This window comes from Kitasatospora sp. NPDC054939, from assembly GCF_053610105.1.
The window spans coordinates 1-18,172 of the sequence record NZ_JBSGXP010000029.1 but is presented as its reverse complement, the minus strand read 5'-3'; the positions used below and the strand labels follow the sequence as shown (position 1 = coordinate 18,172).

The 18,172-nt window shown below is 72.0% G+C and carries 16 protein-coding genes; 13 read left to right on the top strand and 3 right to left on the bottom strand.

Annotated elements, in window-relative coordinates:
• The first annotated feature begins 34 nt into the window (after positions 1–34).
• Positions 35–1,033: an ADP-ribosylglycohydrolase family protein gene (locus tag ACWGB8_RS11450; RefSeq protein ID WP_452212534.1), complete on the top strand. Its 999-nt coding sequence runs from the start codon at positions 35–37 to the stop codon at positions 1,031–1,033.
• Between the two features lie 83 nt (positions 1,034–1,116).
• Positions 1,117–2,442: a serpin family protein gene (locus ACWGB8_RS11445; RefSeq protein ID WP_452212532.1), complete on the top strand. Its 1,326-nt coding sequence runs from the start codon at positions 1,117–1,119 to the stop codon at positions 2,440–2,442.
• A gap of 15 nt (positions 2,443–2,457) precedes the next feature.
• Here the strand turns inward: ACWGB8_RS11445 and ACWGB8_RS11440 are convergent, their stop codons facing one another.
• The 3 genes from ACWGB8_RS11440 to ACWGB8_RS11430 all read right to left on the bottom strand — a co-directional run bounded on the left by ACWGB8_RS11440 (position 2,458) and on the right by ACWGB8_RS11430 (position 5,854).
• Complete coding sequence (locus tag ACWGB8_RS11440; protein WP_452212530.1) at positions 2,458–3,570, bottom strand: ADP-ribosylglycohydrolase family protein; 1,113 nt, start codon at positions 3,568–3,570, stop codon at positions 2,458–2,460.
• 161 nt (positions 3,571–3,731) lie between these two features.
• The gene (locus tag ACWGB8_RS11435; RefSeq protein ID WP_452212528.1) at positions 3,732–5,039 is read right to left on the bottom strand and encodes a DUF2786 domain-containing protein; all 1,308 of its coding nucleotides are present in this window, start codon (positions 5,037–5,039) and stop codon (positions 3,732–3,734) included.
• A gap of 107 nt (positions 5,040–5,146) precedes the next feature.
• A complete protein-coding gene (locus tag ACWGB8_RS11430) occupies positions 5,147–5,854 on the bottom strand; it encodes a prepilin peptidase (protein ID WP_452212526.1) in 708 nt (235 codons plus the stop codon).
• Between the two features lie 335 nt (positions 5,855–6,189).
• Between ACWGB8_RS11430 and ACWGB8_RS11425 the strand changes: the two genes are divergently transcribed.
• From ACWGB8_RS11425 to ACWGB8_RS11375, 11 genes are all read left to right on the top strand, one after another.
• Positions 6,190–6,825, top strand: a complete 636-nt coding sequence (locus ACWGB8_RS11425) for a DUF1707 and DUF4190 domain-containing protein (protein ID WP_452212524.1) — start codon at positions 6,190–6,192, stop codon at positions 6,823–6,825.
• 424 nt (positions 6,826–7,249) lie between these two features.
• Positions 7,250–7,621: a 30S ribosomal protein S12 gene (gene rpsL, locus ACWGB8_RS11420; RefSeq protein ID WP_014144289.1), complete on the top strand. Its 372-nt coding sequence runs from the start codon at positions 7,250–7,252 to the stop codon at positions 7,619–7,621.
• A gap of 2 nt (positions 7,622–7,623) precedes the next feature.
• On the top strand, positions 7,624–8,094 hold the full coding sequence (gene rpsG, locus ACWGB8_RS11415) for a 30S ribosomal protein S7 (RefSeq protein ID WP_148644378.1): 471 nt from the start codon (positions 7,624–7,626) through the stop codon (positions 8,092–8,094).
• A 39-nt stretch (positions 8,095–8,133) separates the two neighbouring features.
• Positions 8,134–10,239: an elongation factor G gene (gene fusA / locus ACWGB8_RS11410; protein ID WP_452212522.1), complete on the top strand. Its 2,106-nt coding sequence runs from the start codon at positions 8,134–8,136 to the stop codon at positions 10,237–10,239.
• A 195-nt stretch (positions 10,240–10,434) separates the two neighbouring features.
• Positions 10,435–11,628, top strand: a complete 1,194-nt coding sequence (gene tuf / locus ACWGB8_RS11405; protein ID WP_452212520.1) for an elongation factor Tu — start codon at positions 10,435–10,437, stop codon at positions 11,626–11,628.
• Between the two features lie 176 nt (positions 11,629–11,804).
• Positions 11,805–12,764 carry a glycosyltransferase family 2 protein gene (locus tag ACWGB8_RS11400; protein ID WP_452212518.1) on the top strand — a complete coding sequence of 320 codons (960 nt, stop codon included), beginning with the start codon at positions 11,805–11,807 and terminating at the stop codon, positions 12,762–12,764.
• 2 nt (positions 12,765–12,766) lie between these two features.
• Complete coding sequence (locus ACWGB8_RS11395; RefSeq protein WP_452212516.1) at positions 12,767–13,195, top strand: GtrA family protein; 429 nt, start codon at positions 12,767–12,769, stop codon at positions 13,193–13,195.
• 266 nt (positions 13,196–13,461) lie between these two features.
• The gene (locus tag ACWGB8_RS11390; protein WP_452212514.1) at positions 13,462–15,438 is read left to right on the top strand and encodes a hypothetical protein; all 1,977 of its coding nucleotides are present in this window, start codon (positions 13,462–13,464) and stop codon (positions 15,436–15,438) included.
• Positions 15,439–15,561: 123 nt separating this feature from the next.
• Positions 15,562–16,902, top strand: coding sequence for a hypothetical protein (locus tag ACWGB8_RS11385; protein WP_452212512.1), 1,341 nt, complete (start codon positions 15,562–15,564; stop codon positions 16,900–16,902).
• A gap of 103 nt (positions 16,903–17,005) precedes the next feature.
• Positions 17,006–17,695 carry a glycosyltransferase family 2 protein gene (locus ACWGB8_RS11380; protein ID WP_452212511.1) on the top strand — a complete coding sequence of 230 codons (690 nt, stop codon included), beginning with the start codon at positions 17,006–17,008 and terminating at the stop codon, positions 17,693–17,695.
• A complete protein-coding gene (locus ACWGB8_RS11375; RefSeq protein ID WP_452212509.1) occupies positions 17,692–18,066 on the top strand; it encodes a DUF2304 family protein in 375 nt (124 codons plus the stop codon). Before ACWGB8_RS11380 ends, ACWGB8_RS11375 begins: the two co-directional genes overlap by 4 nt.
• The last annotated feature ends 106 nt before the right edge of the window (positions 18,067–18,172 follow it).

Genomic DNA, 18,172 nt, shown 5'->3' with positions numbered 1-18,172 from the left:
GGATCCGCACGACGGACCACGGGGGAGGGGCCACATGGGCAAGGCGACCGGAGCACTGCTGGGGCTGGCGATCGGGGACGCCCTCGGGCGGCTCACCGAGTTCAGCACGGTCGAGACGATCGCGTCGAGCCACCCGGACTGGCGGCACCTGCCGCTGCCGGCGAAGGCCATGGTCACCGACGACACCCAGATGACCCTCGCCCTCGGCCGCGGCCTGCGCACCGCCCTGGAGCGCGGGCCGCTCACCCCGCTGCGCCTGGAGCGGCCGGTGCGCGAGGAGTTCGTCGACTGGTGGCGCTCCCCGGAGAACAACCGCGCCCCCGGCGGCACCTGCATGCGCGCCTGCCAGCGGCTCAGCACCGCCGACCGCCGCTGGCAGGACGCCAGCGACCTCGGCTCCAAGGGCTGCGGGGCCAACATGCGGGTCGCCCCGATCGGCCTGATCCGCGACCTGGACGCCCGCACCCTCGCCGGTGCCGCCCAGCTGCAGTCCGGGCTCACCCACGGCCACCCCACCGCGCTCGCCGCCAGCGACCTCACCGCGTACGCCGTCCGCAAGCTCGCCGAGGGCCTGCCGCCCGCCGGCCTGACCGCCGTCCTGCGGGCGTACGCGCTGGCCAACCGCGGCCGCTACGACGCGTACTGGCTCGGCGACCTCGCCGCGCAGGCCCACGACCCCTCCCCCGAGCACTTCATCACCCGCGGCTGGGACGAGTGCCTGGCCGTCCTCGACCGGGTCGACCGGGCGGTCGCCGCCGGGGACGTCGAGACCGACCCCTGCCTGGCCACCGGCGAGGGCTGGATCGCCGAGGAGGCCCTCGCCACCGGCCTGCTCTGCTTCCTGCTGCTGCCCGAGGACCCGGTCGCCGCCGTCCGCCGCGGCGCCTACTCCTCCGGCGACTCCGACTCCATCGCCTGCCTGGCCGGCGCCTTCGCCGGCGCCCACCTCGGGGCCGACGCCTGGCCCGCCGACTGGGTCGAGCGCATCGAGTACCGCGACGAACTCCTCGCCCTCGGCGCGCTCTGGGACTGAACCGCGGACCGGGCCCGGGCCGGCGGTCCCCGACCACCCGCCCCGGCCCGGAACCGGCCCGGCACCCGCCGCGTCGAACCGCCATGACACACCCTCACCGCCGCCGCCCGGCCGCCCTGCTGCTCGCCGCCGCCCTCGCCGCGCCGCTGCTCACCGGCTGCGGCGCGACCGACGCCCGCCGCGAGGCCGTCGTCCTGGTCCGGGCCGCCGCGCCCGCGACCCCGCCGACCGCCGACCCGGCCCGGCTCACCGCCACCGCCGACGCCACCACCGCGTTCGGCCTCGACCTGTACCGCGCCCTCGCCGCCGCCCCCGGCGGCAAGGACCGCAACCTGGTGCTCTCCCCGACCGGCCTGTCCACCGTGCTCGCCATGCTGCTGCCCGGCGCCAAGGGCGCCACCGCCGAGGAACTCGCCCGGGCCCTGCACACCGACCTCGCCCCGGCCGACTACGCCCACGCCACCGGCGCCCTCAACCGCAGCACCACCGCCGGCGCCAAGGGCCGGCTCGTCCTGCGGCAGACCGACAACCTCTACGTCCGGCAGGGCCTCGACCTCGCCCCCGGCTACCTCGACACCCTCGCCGGCGCCTTCGACACCGGCGTGCGCACCACCGACTTCGCCAAGGACCCGGACGCCGCCCGCAAGGCCGTCAACCAGCAGGTCGAGAAGGACACCGAGGGACGGATCAAGGAACTCCTCGGCGCCGGCACGGTCACCCCCACCACCCAGCTCATCCTCACCGACGCCCTCTACCTGAAGGGCGAGTGGGCCGCGAAGTTCAAGAAGGCCGACACCGCCGACCGCCCCTTCCACCGCCTCGACGGCACCACCGCGAACGTCAGCAGCATGCAGCGCACCGGCCGGCTCCGCTACGCCGAGGGCACCGGCGGCATCCTCGGCCGCCCCTGGGCCGCCGTCGAACTCCCCTACGCCGACAGCACCCTGGCGATGGACCTGATCGTCCCCGCGCAGGGCGGCTTCGACGCCTTCGTCCGCGCCCTGGACGGGGCCCAGCTCGACGGCATCCTGGACACCCTCGCCGAACGCAAGGTCGACCTCACCGTGCCGCGCTTCCGCTTCGAGACCGGCGGCAGCCTCGTCCCCGCGCTGCGCGCGCTCGGGGTGAACGCCGCCTTCGACGCGGCCGACCTCAGCGGCATCCCCGCCCCCGGCAGCAAGCAGCCGATCAAGGTCGGCGACGTCGTGCAGCGGGCCACCGTCGAGGTCGACGAGGAGGGCACCGTCGCCGCGGCCGGCAGCGCCGTGGTCGGCGAGGCCGGCGCCGCACCCGCCGTCCAGGACCCCGTCCGGCTCCGCATCGACCGGCCCTTCGTCTTCCTGATCCGCGACACCGCGACCGGCCGCCCGCTCTTCCTCGGCCAGGTCACCGACCCCGCGGCGCACTGAACGCGCGGGAGTCCGTCAGTGCGGCGGGTAGCGGTCCTCCAGCGCCGGGTGCGCCGGATCGCGGCTGCCGAACAGCACCACCAGGTCGTCCGCGACCCGCAGCAGCACCTCCCGGCCCTCCACCGCCTCCGTCCAGTCGCCCGGCAGCGCCGCCGCCCCGTACACGGCACCGACCAGGTTGCCGCAGACCGCGCCGGTGGAATCGCTGTCGCCCGAATGGTTCACCGACAGCAGCAGCGCCTCCCGGGCCGGATCGGGCCCGGGAGCGGCGGCCAGCGCGCAGTACACCGCGATCGCCAGGCACTCCTCGGCGATCCAGCCCAGCCCGACCCGCTCCACCGCGTCCGCCGACGGCCCGCCCTCCTCGGCCACCCGCACCGCCCGGCGCAGCGCCCGGACGGTCTCCTCCGAGCGCGGCTGCTCGGCCGTCTGCTCGATGGTCTCCCCGACCGCCGTCCACAGCGGCGCGCCGCCCGCCACCCGCTCGACCAGCGCGGCGAACGCCCCCGCCGCCAGATAGCCCGTCGGATGCCCGTGGGTCAGCTGCGCGCACTGCGCGGCCAGCCCGAACGCCTGCTCCGGCCCCAGCCGCGCCAGCCCGAACGGCGCCGAACGCATCACCGTCCCGCAGCCCTTGGAGTGCGCGTTGATCGGCCCCGGCCGCCCCGGCGCCGACGGCGGCTCGAACTGCCGGTGGTACGCCGTCCCGCTCAGACAGGCGTTGCCGGGAGCCCGCCGCGCGTACAGGAACGGCTGCCGCAGCAGCCAGCCGTCGTACGGCACCCCCGGCTGCGTGCTGTCCGGCGACCCGTGCTGCTGCGTCAGCAACCAGCGCTGGTACGCGCCGTGCACCGCCTCCGGGACCGAACCGCCGCCGCCCGTCCACCCGCGCACGAAACCGCGGATCAGGCCCTCCGCCGTGAACAGCGTCATCTGGGTGTCGTCGGTGACCTCGGCGATCCGGCCGCCCGTCGGCAGCCCCGTGACGCCCTCCGGGCCGTACTGCTCCCGGATCTGGTACAGCTGCTGGAACTCCACCGGCCAGCCGAGGGCGTCCCCGACCGCACCGCCCAGCAGCGCACCGCGCACCCGGTCCGTGTAGCGCGCCTCGGTCACGGTCGCCGACACTTCTCCCCCTCGCCTCTACCGGCGTCCGTTGTATCACTGTCACCCGGGCCGCCCCGCGGGGCACGGCGGGCGGCGACCGGGGCCGCGACGGCGCACCGGGAGGAGCCGTGGACGACCGGCGGAGGCGGTGTGACGGGCCCGCCGGGAACCGCCGGCCGGCGTCAGCGGCGCAGCTCGCCCGCGCCCGCCCCCAGCGCGGCCCGGTCGGCGGCGGCCCGGCCCGCCGCCCAGCCCTCCCCGTCGCTCACCCGCACCCGCTGCGACACCAGCTTCGGGAACATCCGGCCGACCTCCTGGTCCACCGCCTCCGTCCGCGCCGCCAGCGCCGGCAGCAGCCGCTCGTCCGGCACCAGGCGCTCCTCGGTGCCGTCCTCGCGCACATGCCGCCCGGCCGCCGCATCGCTCGTCGCCCGCTCGGTGGCCGCCGCCAGCCGCTCCCGGATCCGCGCCGCGTACGCCACCAGGAACGACTGCCGGAACGCCTTCGTCCGGGAGGCGCCGTCCAGGTGCTGGCGGGCCCCCTCCCGGTTCACCGCCGCCGTCGCCTGCACCAGCAGCGAGGTGTACAGCAGCTCCACGCCGTCCAGATCGGCGTCGAAGCCGATCACCGTGCAGAACCCGAACTCCTTCGCCCACACCACCCGGCACCGGTTGGCCGCCGCCACCGCGTCCAGCAGCATCGTCTTCGGGCCCTCGTACGGGTTGTCCACCCCGATCCGCAGCGCACCCGGGGCGTTCCCGGCCGGAGCGCCGACCGCCAGCAGCGCCTCGTCGATGCTGTGCTGGGCCATCAGCTGCTGCGCCTTCGCCGTCAGCGCCTCGGCCTCCTCCGGGAACTCCGTCGACTCGGCCTTCGCCAGCAGCGCCCGGATCCGCGACAGCATCCGCGGCTCACCCGGCACCGGGCCCGACGCGGCCCGCTCCACCCGCGGCGCCCGCCCGGGCACCGGGCCGACCGGGGCGATCGGGGGCAGCCGGCCCCAGCTGCGCAGCAGCTCCAGGACGGCGGTCGCCGCGGCGAAGCGGTCCAGCCGGTGCGCGTGGGCGAAGGCCGGCAGGTACCTCTCGTCGTCCGCCCACCACGGCTCGGCCTCCAGCTCGCGCACCTGCTCCCGCCAGCGGCGGTCCAGCGCGGCGGCCGGGTACCGGCGGCCCTCCGCGGCGATCAGGTCGACGGCCAGCGCCAGGTGTACCGGCTTCAGCTCGCGGCGCACCACCCGCGCCAGGTCCGCGGGACGCCAGCCGGCCGACCAGCAGCGGCCCACCGCGGTGTCGGCGTACGCCAGCAGCGCCCGGCCGACCGCGGGCCACTGCGCGGCGGAGGCCGCCAGCAGGGAGGCGCCGGTGTCCAGCGCGAGGTCCAGCCCGTCCTCCGGGGCCACCACGACCTGCCGGACCGCCTCCTCCAGCAGCCGACCCTCGGCCGAACCGGACGCCGTGTCCCGGCCGCTCCTGCTGCGCTTACCCACGATGTCTCTTCCGTTCCGGTCGAAGCCCCTGCCCATGATGCCGGAGCGCCGGACCGCCCGGCGGCGCGGCGGGGGGAGGGGGGAGGGGAGGTGGCGCCTGCGGCGGGTCAGGCGGCGGCGGTGAGGGCGGCGAGGGTGCCGAGGAGCATGAAGGGGCCGAAGGGGAGGGGGTCGTCGCGGCCGGCCCGGCCGGTGAGCAGGAGGGCGGCGCCCCAGAGGCCGGCCAGCAGGAAGCCGAGGAAGAGCCCGCCCAGGACGGCGCCCCAGCCGTACCACCCCAGCACCGCCCCGAGCGTCGGCGCGAGCTTGGCGTCGCCCAGGCCGATCGGCGCGACCAGGGCCAGCACCCCGTAGAAGGCCCCCATCGCCCCGGCCGCCGCGAGGCAGCGCAGCAGCACGTCGGGCCGTCCCTCCAGCAGGGCGGCCGTGGTGAGCAGGACCGCCGTGCCCAGGAAGGCGGGCAGCGTCAGGGCGTCCGGCAGCCGGTGCACGGCCGCGTCGACGAAGCCGAGTGCCACCCCCGCGGCGGCCACCCACCACAGCACGGCGACCAGCCCGGGCGGCAGCCCGTCCCGCGCGTTGAGCAGCCCGAACGCCGCGACCGCCGCCAGCTCCGGCAGCCACGGCGCCGGTCCCACCCGCTCCCGGCAGCCCCGGCAGCGTCCGGTCGGCGCCGGCAGCCGCAGCGGCGTCCGGCAGGCCGGGCAGGCGTCCCGCAGCGGTTCGCCGTACGGGACGGCGTACCGGACGGCGGCGAGCCGCAGGAGCGGGGCGAGCAGCAGGCCCGCCGTCGCGCCGAGCAGGGGCCCGGTCACCGTTCGACCGCCGTGGCCGGAATCACGGGCAGCCGCCGCAGCGGTCGGGGCGGTGACGCCTGCATGGGCACCTTCTCACTCGGGTGGTGGACGAACGGTCGGGGTGCGGAGCGGGTCCGCGGGCCGATTTCCGACCGGCCGGGCGCGGCGCCCGCCCCTACCGGCGATCCTCCCGGCTGCGCCGGACGGGTGCAACGGACCGTCACTCCCGGGGTGTCCGGGAACCGGTGACAGACCGGTGGCGGAGAACGGCAACTACTCACGGCCGCCGTTCGTCCTGCACTATGAACACGATGAGGGCGCGCAGGGCGCGCAGGGGTGTCGGGAGGTGGCGGATGGCCGTTCAGCCGTGGGGCCAGCAGGGCTCCGGTCACGGCGGCCCGCCGCCGCGCGTACCGGGCAACCCGTACGCCGGCCCGCAGTGGCCCTCGCCCGTGCAGCCCGCGCCGGCCCCCGCCGCCCCGGTACAGCTCCCGCAGTCCGCGATGCGCGCCGCGCACACCGACCGGGACCGCACGGTGGACGTCCTGAAGGCCGCGTACGCCGAGGGCCGGCTGAGCTCCGACGAGTACTCCCAGCGCTTCGACGCGGCCAGCCGTGCGCAGACGTACGGCGAGCTGGCGCAGATCGTGGCGGACCTCCCGTCCGGGCCGATGGTGGCGCCGATGAGCCCGCCGATGGCGGTGCCGGTGGCCGTCCCGGTGGCGGTGCCGGCGACCTTCCTGCCGGCCCCGGTGCCCGCGCCGCCGACCAACGGCGCCGCGGTGACCTCGCTGGTCCTCGGCCTGCTGACGGTGACCACGATGGGGATGACCGGCCTGCCGGCGGTGATCACCGGCCACATCGCCAAGTCCCAGCTGCGCACCCGCCACGAGAGCGGCGACGGGATGGCCACCACCGGGCTGGTGCTCGGCTACCTCTCGCTGGTCGGCTGGCTGTTCTTCCTGCTCGCCGTGACCGCGTCGTTCTGAGTCGGCCGGGGCCGACCGCGGGCCGCCCCGGGTGGCGGCGGCGGGTGGACTGTGATAGAGCGGCAGGGAGGGCGTCCGGCACCGGGGCGCCGCGGGTGCGACACCCGGCCGACACCCGGCCGTCCGCCACGACCTGCGACGTTCCATTTGTTTTGACCGAGCCCGATGCGCTAGGTACGCTCTGACCTTGTGCCTGGGGTGTCCCCGGGTCCTTGTGCGTGCATGCACACCGGCCGCCGCGCCAAGCCGGAGCGCCCTCCAGCGCCCCGCGCGTGAGCGCCGTCGCTGTACATCAGCTCATGGGATTCCGTGCCGGAAGAAACCCAACACACCCGACCGCGTGGGTCGAACCACGGGGTCGTGTGGACGGGAAACACCGCAGGTTAGTTCCACCAAGCCTTGGCACACAGAAAACGGAGAAACGGTGCCTACGATCCAGCAGCTGGTCCGAAAGGGCCGGCAGGACAAGGTCGAGAAGAACAAGACTCCCGCGCTGAAGGGTTCCCCGCAGCGCCGTGGGGTCTGCACGCGTGTGTACACGACCACCCCGAAGAAGCCGAACTCGGCGCTTCGTAAGGTCGCCCGTGTGCGCCTCACCAGCGGGATCGAGGTCACCGCTTACATCCCGGGCGAGGGCCACAACCTGCAGGAGCACTCCATCGTGCTGGTCCGCGGTGGTCGTGTGAAGGACCTTCCTGGTGTCCGCTACAAGATCATCCGCGGTTCGCTCGACACCCAGGGTGTCAAGAACCGCAAGCAGGCCCGCAGCCGCTACGGCGCCAAGAAGGAGAAGTAAGAATGCCTCGTAAGGGCCCCGCCCCGAAGCGCCCGGTCATCATCGACCCGGTTTACGGCTCCCCGGTCGTCACCCAGCTGGTCAACAAGATCCTGCTGCACGGCAAGCGCTCCACCGCCGAGCGGATCGTCTACGGCGCCCTCGAGGGCGTCCGTGAGAAGACCGGCTCGGACCCGGTCGTGGCGCTGAAGCGCGCGCTGGAGAACGTCAAGCCGGCTCTTGAGGTCAAGTCCCGCCGTGTCGGTGGCGCGACCTACCAGGTTCCGGTCGAGGTCCGTCCGGGCCGCGCCAGCACCCTGGCGCTGCGCTGGATGGTCGGCTACTCCCGCGCCCGTCGCGAGAAGACCATGACCGAGCGTCTGATGAACGAGATCCTCGACGCCAGCAACGGCCTGGGCGCTTCCGTGAAGCGTCGCGAGGACACTCACAAGATGGCCGAGTCCAACAAGGCCTTCGCGCACTACCGCTGGTAGTCCCAACCCCGTCACTAGACAGAGAGAGAACGAGCCACCATGGCTGCAACCTCCCTTGACCTTGCCAGGGTCCGCAACATCGGGATCATGGCGCACATCGACGCGGGCAAGACCACCACCACCGAGCGGATCCTGTTCTACACCGGTGTCTCGTACAAGATCGGTGAGGTCCACGATGGCGCTGCCACCATGGACTGGATGGAGCAGGAGCAGGAGCGCGGCATCACGATCACGTCGGCCGCGACGACCTGTCACTGGACGGTCGACGGCGTCGACAACACCATCAACATCATCGACACCCCGGGTCACGTCGACTTCACCGTCGAGGTGGAGCGCTCGCTGCGCGTCCTCGACGGTGCCGTCACGGTGTTCGACGGTGTCGCCGGTGTCGAGCCCCAGTCCGAGACCGTGTGGCGGCAGGCTGACCGCTACGGCGTCCCGCGCATCTGCTTCATCAACAAGCTGGACCGCACGGGCGCGAACTTCTTCTTCTGCGTCGACACCATCGTGGACCGCCTCGGCGCGACCCCGCTGGTGATGCAGCTCCCGATCGGTGCCGAGTCGGACTTCAAGGGCGTCGTCGACCTCGTCCGCATGAAGGCGCTGGTCTGGTCCGCCGAGGCCGCCAAGGGCGAGATGTACGACATCGTCGACATCCCGGCCGAGCTCCAGGAGCAGGCGGAGGAGTACCGCGAGCAGCTGCTCGACACGGTCTCCAACGTCAGCGACGAGGTGATGGAACTCGCCATGGAGGGCGAGGACGTTCCCGAGGAGCTGCTGTACACGGCGATCCGCAAGGGCACCCTGGAGTCGGCCTTCACGCCGATCTTCTGCGGTACCGCGTTCAAGAACAAGGGCGTCCAGCCCCTGCTCGACGCGGTCGTCAAGTACCTGCCGTCGCCGCTGGACATCGAGTCCATCGAGGGCACCAAGCCCGGCGACGACGAGGTCAAGATCTCCCGCAAGGCCTCGGACGACGAGCCGCTCGCCGCGCTCGCGTTCAAGATCATGTCGGACCCGCACCTCGGCAAGCTCACCTTCGTCCGGGTCTACTCGGGCCGCCTGGAGTCCGGCACCTCGGTGCTGAACGCCGTCAAGGGCAAGAAGGAGCGCATCGGCAAGATCTACCGCATGCACGCGAACAAGCGTGAGGAGATCGACTCGGTGGGCGCCGGCGACATCATCGCCGTCATGGGCCTGAAGCAGACCACCACCGGTGAGACGCTGTCCGACGAGAAGCACCCGGTCATCCTGGAGTCCATGGACTTCCCGGCCCCGGTCATCCGCGTCGCGATCGAGCCCAAGTCCAAGGGCGACCAGGAGAAGCTGGGTGTCGCCATCCAGCGTCTCGCGGAGGAGGACCCCTCCTTCCAGGTCAACACGGACGAGGAGACCGGCCAGACCATCATCGCGGGTATGGGCGAGCTGCACCTTGAGGTGCTGGTCGACCGTATGCGCCGTGAGTTCAAGGTCGAGGCCAACGTCGGCAAGCCGCAGGTCGCGTACCGCGAGACGATCCGCAAGGGTGTCGAGCGCATCGACTACACGCACAAGAAGCAGACCGGTGGCTCCGGCCAGTTCGCGAAGATCCAGATCGCGATCGAGCCGATCGAGTCCGGCGAGGGCTACGAGTTCGTCAACAAGGTCACCGGTGGCCGCGTGCCGAAGGAGTACATCCCCTCGGTCGACGCCGGTTGCCAGGAGGCCATGGAGTTCGGCGTGCTCGCCGGCTACCCGCTGCAGGGTGTCCGCGTCACGCTGCTCGACGGTGCCTCGCACGACGTCGACTCCTCCGAGCTCGCGTTCAAGATCGCCGGCTCGATGGCCTTCAAGGAAGGCGCCAGGAAGGCCTCCCCGGCCCTCCTGGAGCCGATGATGGCCGTCGAGGTCACCACGCCCGAGGACTACATGGGCGAGGTCATCGGCGACATCAACTCTCGCCGTGGCCAGATCCGGTCCATGGACGAGCGTCACGGTGCCCGCGTCGTCTCGGCGCTGGTGCCCCTCTCCGAGATGTTCGGCTACGTCGGTGACCTGCGCAGCAAGACCTCTGGTCGCGCGAGCTACTCGATGCAGTTCGACTCGTACGCCGAGGTTCCGCGGAACGTGGCGGACGACATCATCGCCAAGGCCAAGGGCGAGTAACGTCCCGACATTCGGGACGATAAGGACCCCTTAGGCTATTAGGAGGCGTCCCGGGAGGATCCGGTCGGATTCTCCCGGGGGCCTCCGGCCCCCACCCGCGGGACGGCATGGGATGCCCCGGCATCCCGTACCCAACCCGATCAAAGACCAACTGACGTCAGCACGGCGTACAGAACTGTCCTCAGGAGGACTGCAGTGGCGAAGGCGAAGTTCGAGCGGACGAAGCCCCACGTCAACATCGGCACCATCGGTCACATCGACCACGGTAAGACCACTCTTACCGCGGCGATCACCAAGGTGCTGCACGACGCGTACCCGGACATCAACCCCTTCACGCCGTTCGACCAGATCGACAAGGCGCCGGAGGAGCGGCAGCGCGGTATCACCATCTCGATCGCGCACGTCGAGTACCAGACCGAGGCGCGTCACTACGCCCACGTCGACTGCCCGGGTCACGCGGACTACATCAAGAACATGATCACCGGTGCGGCCCAGATGGACGGTGCGATCCTCGTCGTCGCCGCCACCGACGGCCCGATGCCGCAGACCAAGGAGCACGTCCTCCTGGCCCGCCAGGTCGGCGTCCCCTACATCGTCGTCGCCCTGAACAAGGCCGACATGGTGGACGACGAGGAGATCCTGGAGCTCGTCGAGCTCGAGGTCCGTGAGCTCCTCTCCGAGTACGAGTTCCCGGGCGACGACCTGCCGGTCGTCCGCGTCTCGGCGCTGAAGGCGCTTGAGGGCGACAAGGAGTGGGGCGAGAAGCTCCTCGGCCTGATGCACGCCGTCGACGAGGCCATCCCGACCCCGGCCCGCGCCGTGGACCAGCCGTTCCTGATGCCGATCGAGGACGTCTTCACGATCACCGGTCGTGGCACCGTCGTCACCGGTCGTATCGAGCGCGGTATCCTCAAGGTCAACGAGACCGTCGACATCATCGGCATCAAGGACACCAAGACCACCACCACGGTCACCGGTATCGAGATGTTCCGCAAGCTGCTCGACGAGGGCCAGGCCGGTGAGAACGTCGGTCTGCTCCTCCGTGGCATCAAGCGCGAGGACGTCGAGCGCGGCCAGGTCATCATCAAGCCGGGCTCGGTCACCCCGCACACCGAGTTCGAGGCCCAGTCCTACATCCTGTCGAAGGACGAGGGTGGCCGCCACACCCCGTTCTTCAACAACTACCGCCCGCAGTTCTACTTCCGTACCACGGACGTGACCGGCGTCGTGACCCTCCCCGAGGGCACCGAGATGGTCATGCCGGGCGACAACACCGCCATGACCGTCGTGCTGATCCAGCCGATCGCCATGGAGGAGGGCCTGAAGTTCGCCATCCGTGAGGGTGGCCGCACCGTCGGCGCCGGCCAGGTCACCAAGATCCTCAAGTAATTGACGGTCTAGACCTGCCTGTACCGTTCAGGCGAACCGAAGGGCCCCGCACACCGTGTGTGTGCGGGGCCCTTCGGCATTCAGGGAGCCCTCACGCGCTCTCACGGGGGGCTCACGACCGGCTGCTATTCTCGGCCCAATCGAGCCTCCGGGGTAGCGGAAAGCAGGACCGACCCATGTCAACGGCACCACTGTTGTCGGTAGTGATGCCGATCTACAACGAGCAGGAGGCGCTCCCGCTGACCGTCGCGCGGCTGCGGCCGATACTCGACGGGCTCGGCGTCGACTACGAGGTGGTCGGCGTCGACGACGGCAGCACCGACGCCACCCCGGTCCTGATGCAGAAGATCCGTCAGGACTGGCCGCACTTCCGGATCGTCCGCTTCTCCCGCAACTCCGGCCACCAGGCCGCCCTGACCGCCGGCATCCACCGGGCCTTCGGCGCCTACGTGGTCTCCATCGACGCCGACCTCCAGGACCCGCCGGAGAAGATCCCCGAGATGCTCGCGCTGGCCCGCGAGCAGGACTTCGACATCGTCTACGGCGTGCGCGGGGACCGCGGCACCGACACCTTCTTCAAGCGGCACACGGCCGGCGCCTACTACTGGCTGATGCGCAAACTGGTCGGGAAGCGGATGCCCAACCAGGCCGGCGACTTCCGGCTGCTCAGCCGGGCGGCCGTGGACGCGCTCAAGCAACTGCCCGAGCAGCAGCCGGTGTACCGGATGCTGGTGCCCTGGCTCGGCTTCCCCAGCGGCGAGGTGGTGTACGTCCGCGAGGAGCGGGTGGCCGGCGCGACCCACTACCCGCTCTCCAAGATGCTGGGCCTCGCGCTGGACAGCGTGACCAACTTCTCGGCCAGCCCGCTCCGCCTGGCCACCTGGCTGGGCCTGCTGAGCTTCCTGGTCTGCATCGCCCTGGCGGTCTACACCACCGTCTCGTACGCGCTGGGCTCGACCGTGCCCGGCTGGTCCTCGCTCTTCATAGGGATGCTGTTCATCGGCGCCGTGCAGCTGGTCTGCGTCGGCCTGCTCGGCGAGTACGTCGGCCGGATCTACTCGGCGGTCCAGGCGCGGCCGGCCTACTTCGTCGGCTACGACTCGGCCGAGGACGAGTGGCAGGACAAGGGCCGGTGACGGTGACCGAGGAACCCCCCGGCGCGCGCCCGGCCACCGCCCCGACCCGGCGCCAGCTGCCGTCCTTCCTGGTCATCGGCGTTCTGAGCACGCTGTTCTACCTGTTGCTCTTCGTGGTCGCGCGGTGGTTCACCGGCCCGCAGGCCGCCAACCTGATCGCCCTCGCGGTGAGCGCGGTCGCCAACACCGCCGCCAACCGCCGGTTCACCTTCGGGATCACCGGCAGCGAGGGTGCGCTGCGTCACCAACTCCAGGGCGCGGTGGCGTTCCTGATCGGACTGGGGCTCAGCAGCGGGGCGCTCGCGCTGCTCGACGCGCTGGTCCCGGACGCTTCACGACCGGTCGAGGTGGCCGGCCTGGTGGTCGCGAACGGCCTGGCCACGGTGGCGCGGTTCCTGCTGCTCAAGGTCTGGGTCTTCCGGACGCGCTGACCGGACGGGCCGACCGGACGCGGCGAGGGGGTCCGGACGGGCTGACAGGGACCGTTCGCGTTCGGTGCAGTAACTCCCTGTCTATATGATTCTCCTTCGAACCCTGACCGCGCTGGCGCCGGATCACCTCCGGCGAAGGGGAAGCCGCAACAGGGACGTGACCGAAGGGGCACTTCGAGGTGTCGACCGTACTTCCCGGGCCCGCGAGAGCGCCCGGCGGCCCGACCGTACCCGTGCAGGGCGGAGCGGGAGCGTCCCCGGCGGACGTGCCGCGGCGCAGGAACCCGCTGCACCTGGCCGCGGGCCTCGCACTCTCGTGGGCGGTGCCGGCCGCCCTGGTCGGCCTCGGCCTCGGGGTCCTGCTGCTTCCGCTGCTGCTGCTGGCCGTGGCCAGTGTGGTCCGGGTCGGCGGGGTGCTGCTCGACCGGCTCTTCGTGGCCGGCCTGATGGTGGCCGGCTCGGTGCTCACCTTCGGCCTGCTGTTCTCGGTCTGGCCCTGGGGCCTGGCCCCGATCGCCACCACCGGCCTGATGTTCAGCGTGGTGACCGCGGCCGGCTGGCTGGCCCGGCGCCGCCCCCGGCTGCCGCTGCGCTTCCGCGGCTCCGACCTGCTGGTGCTGGGCACGGTCTACGGGGTCTGGCACTACCTGTTCCACCCGCTGGCCGGGAAGTCCGCCGCGGAACGGGTGGCGTTCTTCGCCACCTCCGAGGACCGCCTCTCGCACTTCTCCTTCTTCTCCGCGATCCAGAACGTCGGGGGCTTCAACTTCCTCCACCAGCAGGAGGCCAGGGGCTACCTGATCCCGCCCTCCGAGGTGACCTACCCGCAGGGCTCGCACTTCCTGCTGGCATGGACCGACGCGCTGGTCCACTCCTCCGCCGCGCCGGGCGCGATGCTCGCCACCGTCGACCGCTACTTCCTCTACGTCCTGGCGGCCTACGCGCTGCTGTGCGGCGCACTGGTCTGGGGCGCGCGCTGGATCGGCGGGCCGCGGCTGCGGGGCTTCGCCTGTGCGGCGGTCTGCGCGACGGTCGGTGCGATCATGCTGGCCAGCAACTACATGGACCTGGTGATCCACGGCTTCGACTCGACCTTCATCGGGATGCTCTGCATCACGGTGGCGCTGGCGGTCGTCGTCCGGCCGGCCATGGGGGTGGCCGAGTTCCTGGTCGCCGCGGTGTCCGGGCTGGTCGCCGTCACGTACTGCTACAACATCTACGGCGCCTTCGTCGGGGTGGCCGTCCTGGGCGCCGTGCTGGCGCACCGCCGGAAGTTCGCGGGCCGGTGGTGGTGGGTGGTGGGCGCCGGGGTGCTCGGGCTCGCGGTCGCCGCGCTGCCGAGCGCGCTCTCGGTGCTCGGCGCGCTGGACGTGGGGAGCGCCTCCAACATGAGCGGCCCGAGCGTGGCCGCCGACCGCGCGGTGCTGATCGGCTGCCTGCTGCTGGGGCTGCTCGCCGCCGTCATGCCGCGCAACCTGCGGACCGCCACCGGACAGGCGCACCTGGCGGTGCTGCTCGGCACCTGCGGGCTGCTGCTGGCCTTCGCCGCGTACCAGCTGCTCAGCATCGGCCGGTACTCGTACTACTTCCACAAGATGACGGCCATCGGCGTGGTCGTGGGCCTGCTCTCGCTCGGTGCGGTGGGGACGCTGCTGCGTCCGCCGTTCCGCGGTGCGAGCCGGGCGCCGAAGCGCCGGGCCGCCGAGCTGGCGCTGTCGGGCCTCAGCGTGGCCACCGCGCTCAGCCTGTTCGCCGGCGTCCAGTGGGGCTTCCTGAGCGCCAAGCCCGACCTGGCCGCCTGGTACTCCAACCCGCTGGTCGCGTGGGGCCGCGGGGAGTACCGCTCCGACATGGGCCCCAAGGGCGTCGAGGCGCTGCAGGTGCCGGGAACCGACGGGCCGGTCATCGCCCTCTTCTCCAACGACGACTACAAGAACCTCAAGGCGACCTGGCTCGCCTCGCTGCTGAACCGGCGCGGGGGTGACATGGCGGCGCTGTACGAGATCCACTGGGTGTCGATCGGCGGCGCCCCCGTCAAGGAGGAGGACTACCAGCGGTCGCTGGGCAGGCTGAAGGGGGCCGTCGACCGGCTGCCGGCCCGCCCGACCATCCTGACGGCCGATCCGGCCGTCGGCGAACGGATCAAGCGGGACCTGGCCGCCCAGGGCGTCCAGGTGACGGTGCACAGCGACCCGCAGAACCTGTGGACGCAGCCGTGGGGACGGACCTTCCCCGGTGTCTGACGGGCCATACCACGGTCACAGGTGATTCACGGTGACCCGCTACTATTCACAGCAATCGCACGGCCGGGCCGACCTCGTGCGGAGACGGTTGCCAAGGTCGGCCGTGAACTCGGTGATCATGTGATGAAGAACCCGATCGCCAAGCTGCTGGGGATCCTTCCCCCGGGGGCCCGGCTCGTGGTCGGCGGCACGGTCGTGCTCGGAGCCTCGGCGTACGTGTACATGGCCCTGGTGGGCTACAGCCTCGGCACCGCGGGCGCGGCCAGGGTCACCATGCTCTGGACGATCGTGATGTCGGTCGGCTGGGGCCTCTTCCAGCCGGTCGAGCTGGAACTGACCCGGATCGTCGCGGCGCGCAAGGTGTCCGGCGAGGGGGCGCTGCCCGCGGTACGGCGGATGCTGGTCTTCGCGCTCGGACTGCTCGCCGCGGTCTGCGCGGCGCTGGCCGTCTTCGCCGGGCCGATCGCGGACCTGCTCTTCGGCGGCGACAGGTCGCTCGTCCTGGCGCTGGCCGGCGGCATGGCGGGCCTGGCGGTGAGCTCGGTCTCCCGCGGCGCGCTGGCCGGCCTCGGCCTGTTCGGCCCGTACGGCACCCAGCTCGCGGTCGACGGCGCGCTGCGGATCGGCCTCGCCGCGCTGGCCGCGGTCGCCGGGCTGCACTCCGCGCTGGCCTTCGGCCTGATCCTGGTGGTCGCCCCGACGCTGGCCGCCCTGGTGGGCCTGCGCGGCATCCTGGCCGACCGGGCGCCCGGCCCGGCGGTGTCGCTGCGCGAGCTGACCCGCGGCATGGGCCTGCTGATCGCCTCCGTGCTGCTCTCCCAGCTGGTGGTCAACGCGACCGTGGTCTGCGTCCGCCTGCTGGCGCCCAAGCACTCGCTGGCCTCGGACGCGCTGGTGTTCGCGCTCGGCCAGGCCGTGGTGATGGCCCGGGTGCCGCTCTTCGCGTACAGCGCGCTGCAGGCCTCGATGGTCTCGGCACTCTCCGGCGCCGCGGCGGCGGGCGACCACGGGGAGTTCCGCAAGGTGCTGACCCGGACCACCGCGGTGGTGACCGCGATGTGCATCGGCGGCGGGCTGCCCGTGATCGTCCTGGGCGCCTGGCTGAACCCGCTGCTCTTCAACGCGCAGGACCTGCTCGACCCGCTGGACTTCACCTGGTTGGTCCTGGGGACGCTGTTCTACGTACTGGCCACCGTCTTCGGCCAGGCGCTGATGTCGAGCTCGCAGCACCGGCGCCAATTGGTGGGCTGGGCGGCCGGTTCCGTAGCATTGGTGGGCGTCGCGCTCGCCCCCGGTGCCGTCGGCCTGCGCGCCGAACTCGCCTACCTGGCCGGAGCGGCCGTCAGCGCCGTCCTGATGCTGTGGTCGCTGTACCGCGCACTCCCGACCCGCTCCTCCGCCGCCGGGCTCTCGAAGCCGCGGCCGGACGGGCACCTCGCCGACGAGCCGATCCGGGCCGTGTGATGGTGGGGACCGAACCCGTGATTGGCCGACGACGCCCATGAGCATCACCGACAGACCGACCGAGGTACGCCACCGCGTGCCGTTCGCAGAGCATGGAGCCCCTGTGTCCCAGTACGACAACGTATGGCTGGTGATCCCGGCCTACAACGAAGGCCAGGTGATCGCCGAGGTCGTGGAGGGGGCACGCAAGACCTTCCCGAACATCGTGGTGGTCGACGACGGGTGCACCGACGACACCGCCAAGCACGTGATGACGACCGGGGCCCACCTGGTCCGTCACCCGGTGAACCTCGGGCAGGGCGCCGCGCTGCAGACCGGTCTGAAGTACGCGCTGGAGCAGGCGGGGGCCGAGTACTTCGCCACCTTCGACGCGGACGGCCAGCACCAGACCGGCGACGTCGAGAAGATGGTGGCGCTGCTGCGCGAGGGCGAGGCGGACATCGTCCTCGGCTCCCGCTTCATCGAGCAGACCGGCCAGGTGCCGTGGATCAAGCGCGTCGTCCTGCGGACCGCCGCGGCCGTCAGCCCGACCGCCCGCAAGCTCAAGCTCACCGACGCGCACAACGGCCTGCGCGTGATGAACCGCGAGGCGGCCGGCCGCATCCGGATCACCATGAACGGCATGGCCCACGCCTCGGAGATCGTCTCCTTCCTCGCCGGCTCGGACCTCCGCGTCGCCGAGGTGCCGGTGGACATCCTGTACACCGAATACTCTCGCGCCAAGGGTCAGTCCCTGATCAACGGCGTCAACATCCTCTTCGACATCTCGCTGCGGGAGCGTAACCGCCGATGACTCACCTCTGGATCCAGTTGATCCTCGTCCTGGCCGCCGTGGCCATGGCGCTCCTGTTCGTCCGGCGCTGGGACGCCGCGAACACCCGGGCGTGGAAGCGCATCGCCTTCTCGCTCTTTGTGATCACCAACATCGTCGCGATCCTGTGGCCGGCCGGGGTGACCAAGCTGGCGACCGCCCTGGGCGTCGGCCGCGGCACCGACCTGGTGCTCTACCTGATGGTCATCGCGATGGGCTTCCTGACCCTCAACACCTACCTGCGCTTCCGCTCGCTGGAGAAGAAGCTGACGGACCTCGCCCGCACCGTGGCGATCACCGAGGGCCAGCGCCACAACACCGAGCGCCTGGACGCGGTCGCCTCCGACCACTGAGCCGCTCCCGCCCGGCGCGCCGGGCGGGACGGCCCACGGCCGAGGGCCGGTACCCCCGCGGGGGGACCGGGGGGTTTTAAACATATCCGAGCCCACGAGACCCCTC

What these genes read in the sequence shown, in the direction of transcription:
- fusA (WP_452212522.1), top strand. Translation starts at nt 8,134, where the DNA reads ATGGCTGCAACCTCCCTTGACCTTGCCAGGGTCCGCAACATCGGGATC.
- ACWGB8_RS11450 (WP_452212534.1), top strand. Translation starts at nt 35, where the DNA reads ATGGGCAAGGCGACCGGAGCACTGCTGGGGCTGGCGATCGGGGACGCC.
- ACWGB8_RS11425 (WP_452212524.1), top strand. Translation starts at nt 6,190, where the DNA reads ATGGCCGTTCAGCCGTGGGGCCAGCAGGGCTCCGGTCACGGCGGCCCG.
- ACWGB8_RS11445 (WP_452212532.1), top strand. Translation starts at nt 1,117, where the DNA reads ATGACACACCCTCACCGCCGCCGCCCGGCCGCCCTGCTGCTCGCCGCC.
- rpsG (WP_148644378.1), top strand. Translation starts at nt 7,624, where the DNA reads ATGCCTCGTAAGGGCCCCGCCCCGAAGCGCCCGGTCATCATCGACCCG.
- ACWGB8_RS11375 (WP_452212509.1), top strand. Translation starts at nt 17,692, where the DNA reads ATGACTCACCTCTGGATCCAGTTGATCCTCGTCCTGGCCGCCGTGGCC.
- ACWGB8_RS11400 (WP_452212518.1), top strand. Translation starts at nt 11,805, where the DNA reads ATGTCAACGGCACCACTGTTGTCGGTAGTGATGCCGATCTACAACGAG.
- ACWGB8_RS11385 (WP_452212512.1), top strand. Translation starts at nt 15,562, where the DNA reads ATGAAGAACCCGATCGCCAAGCTGCTGGGGATCCTTCCCCCGGGGGCC.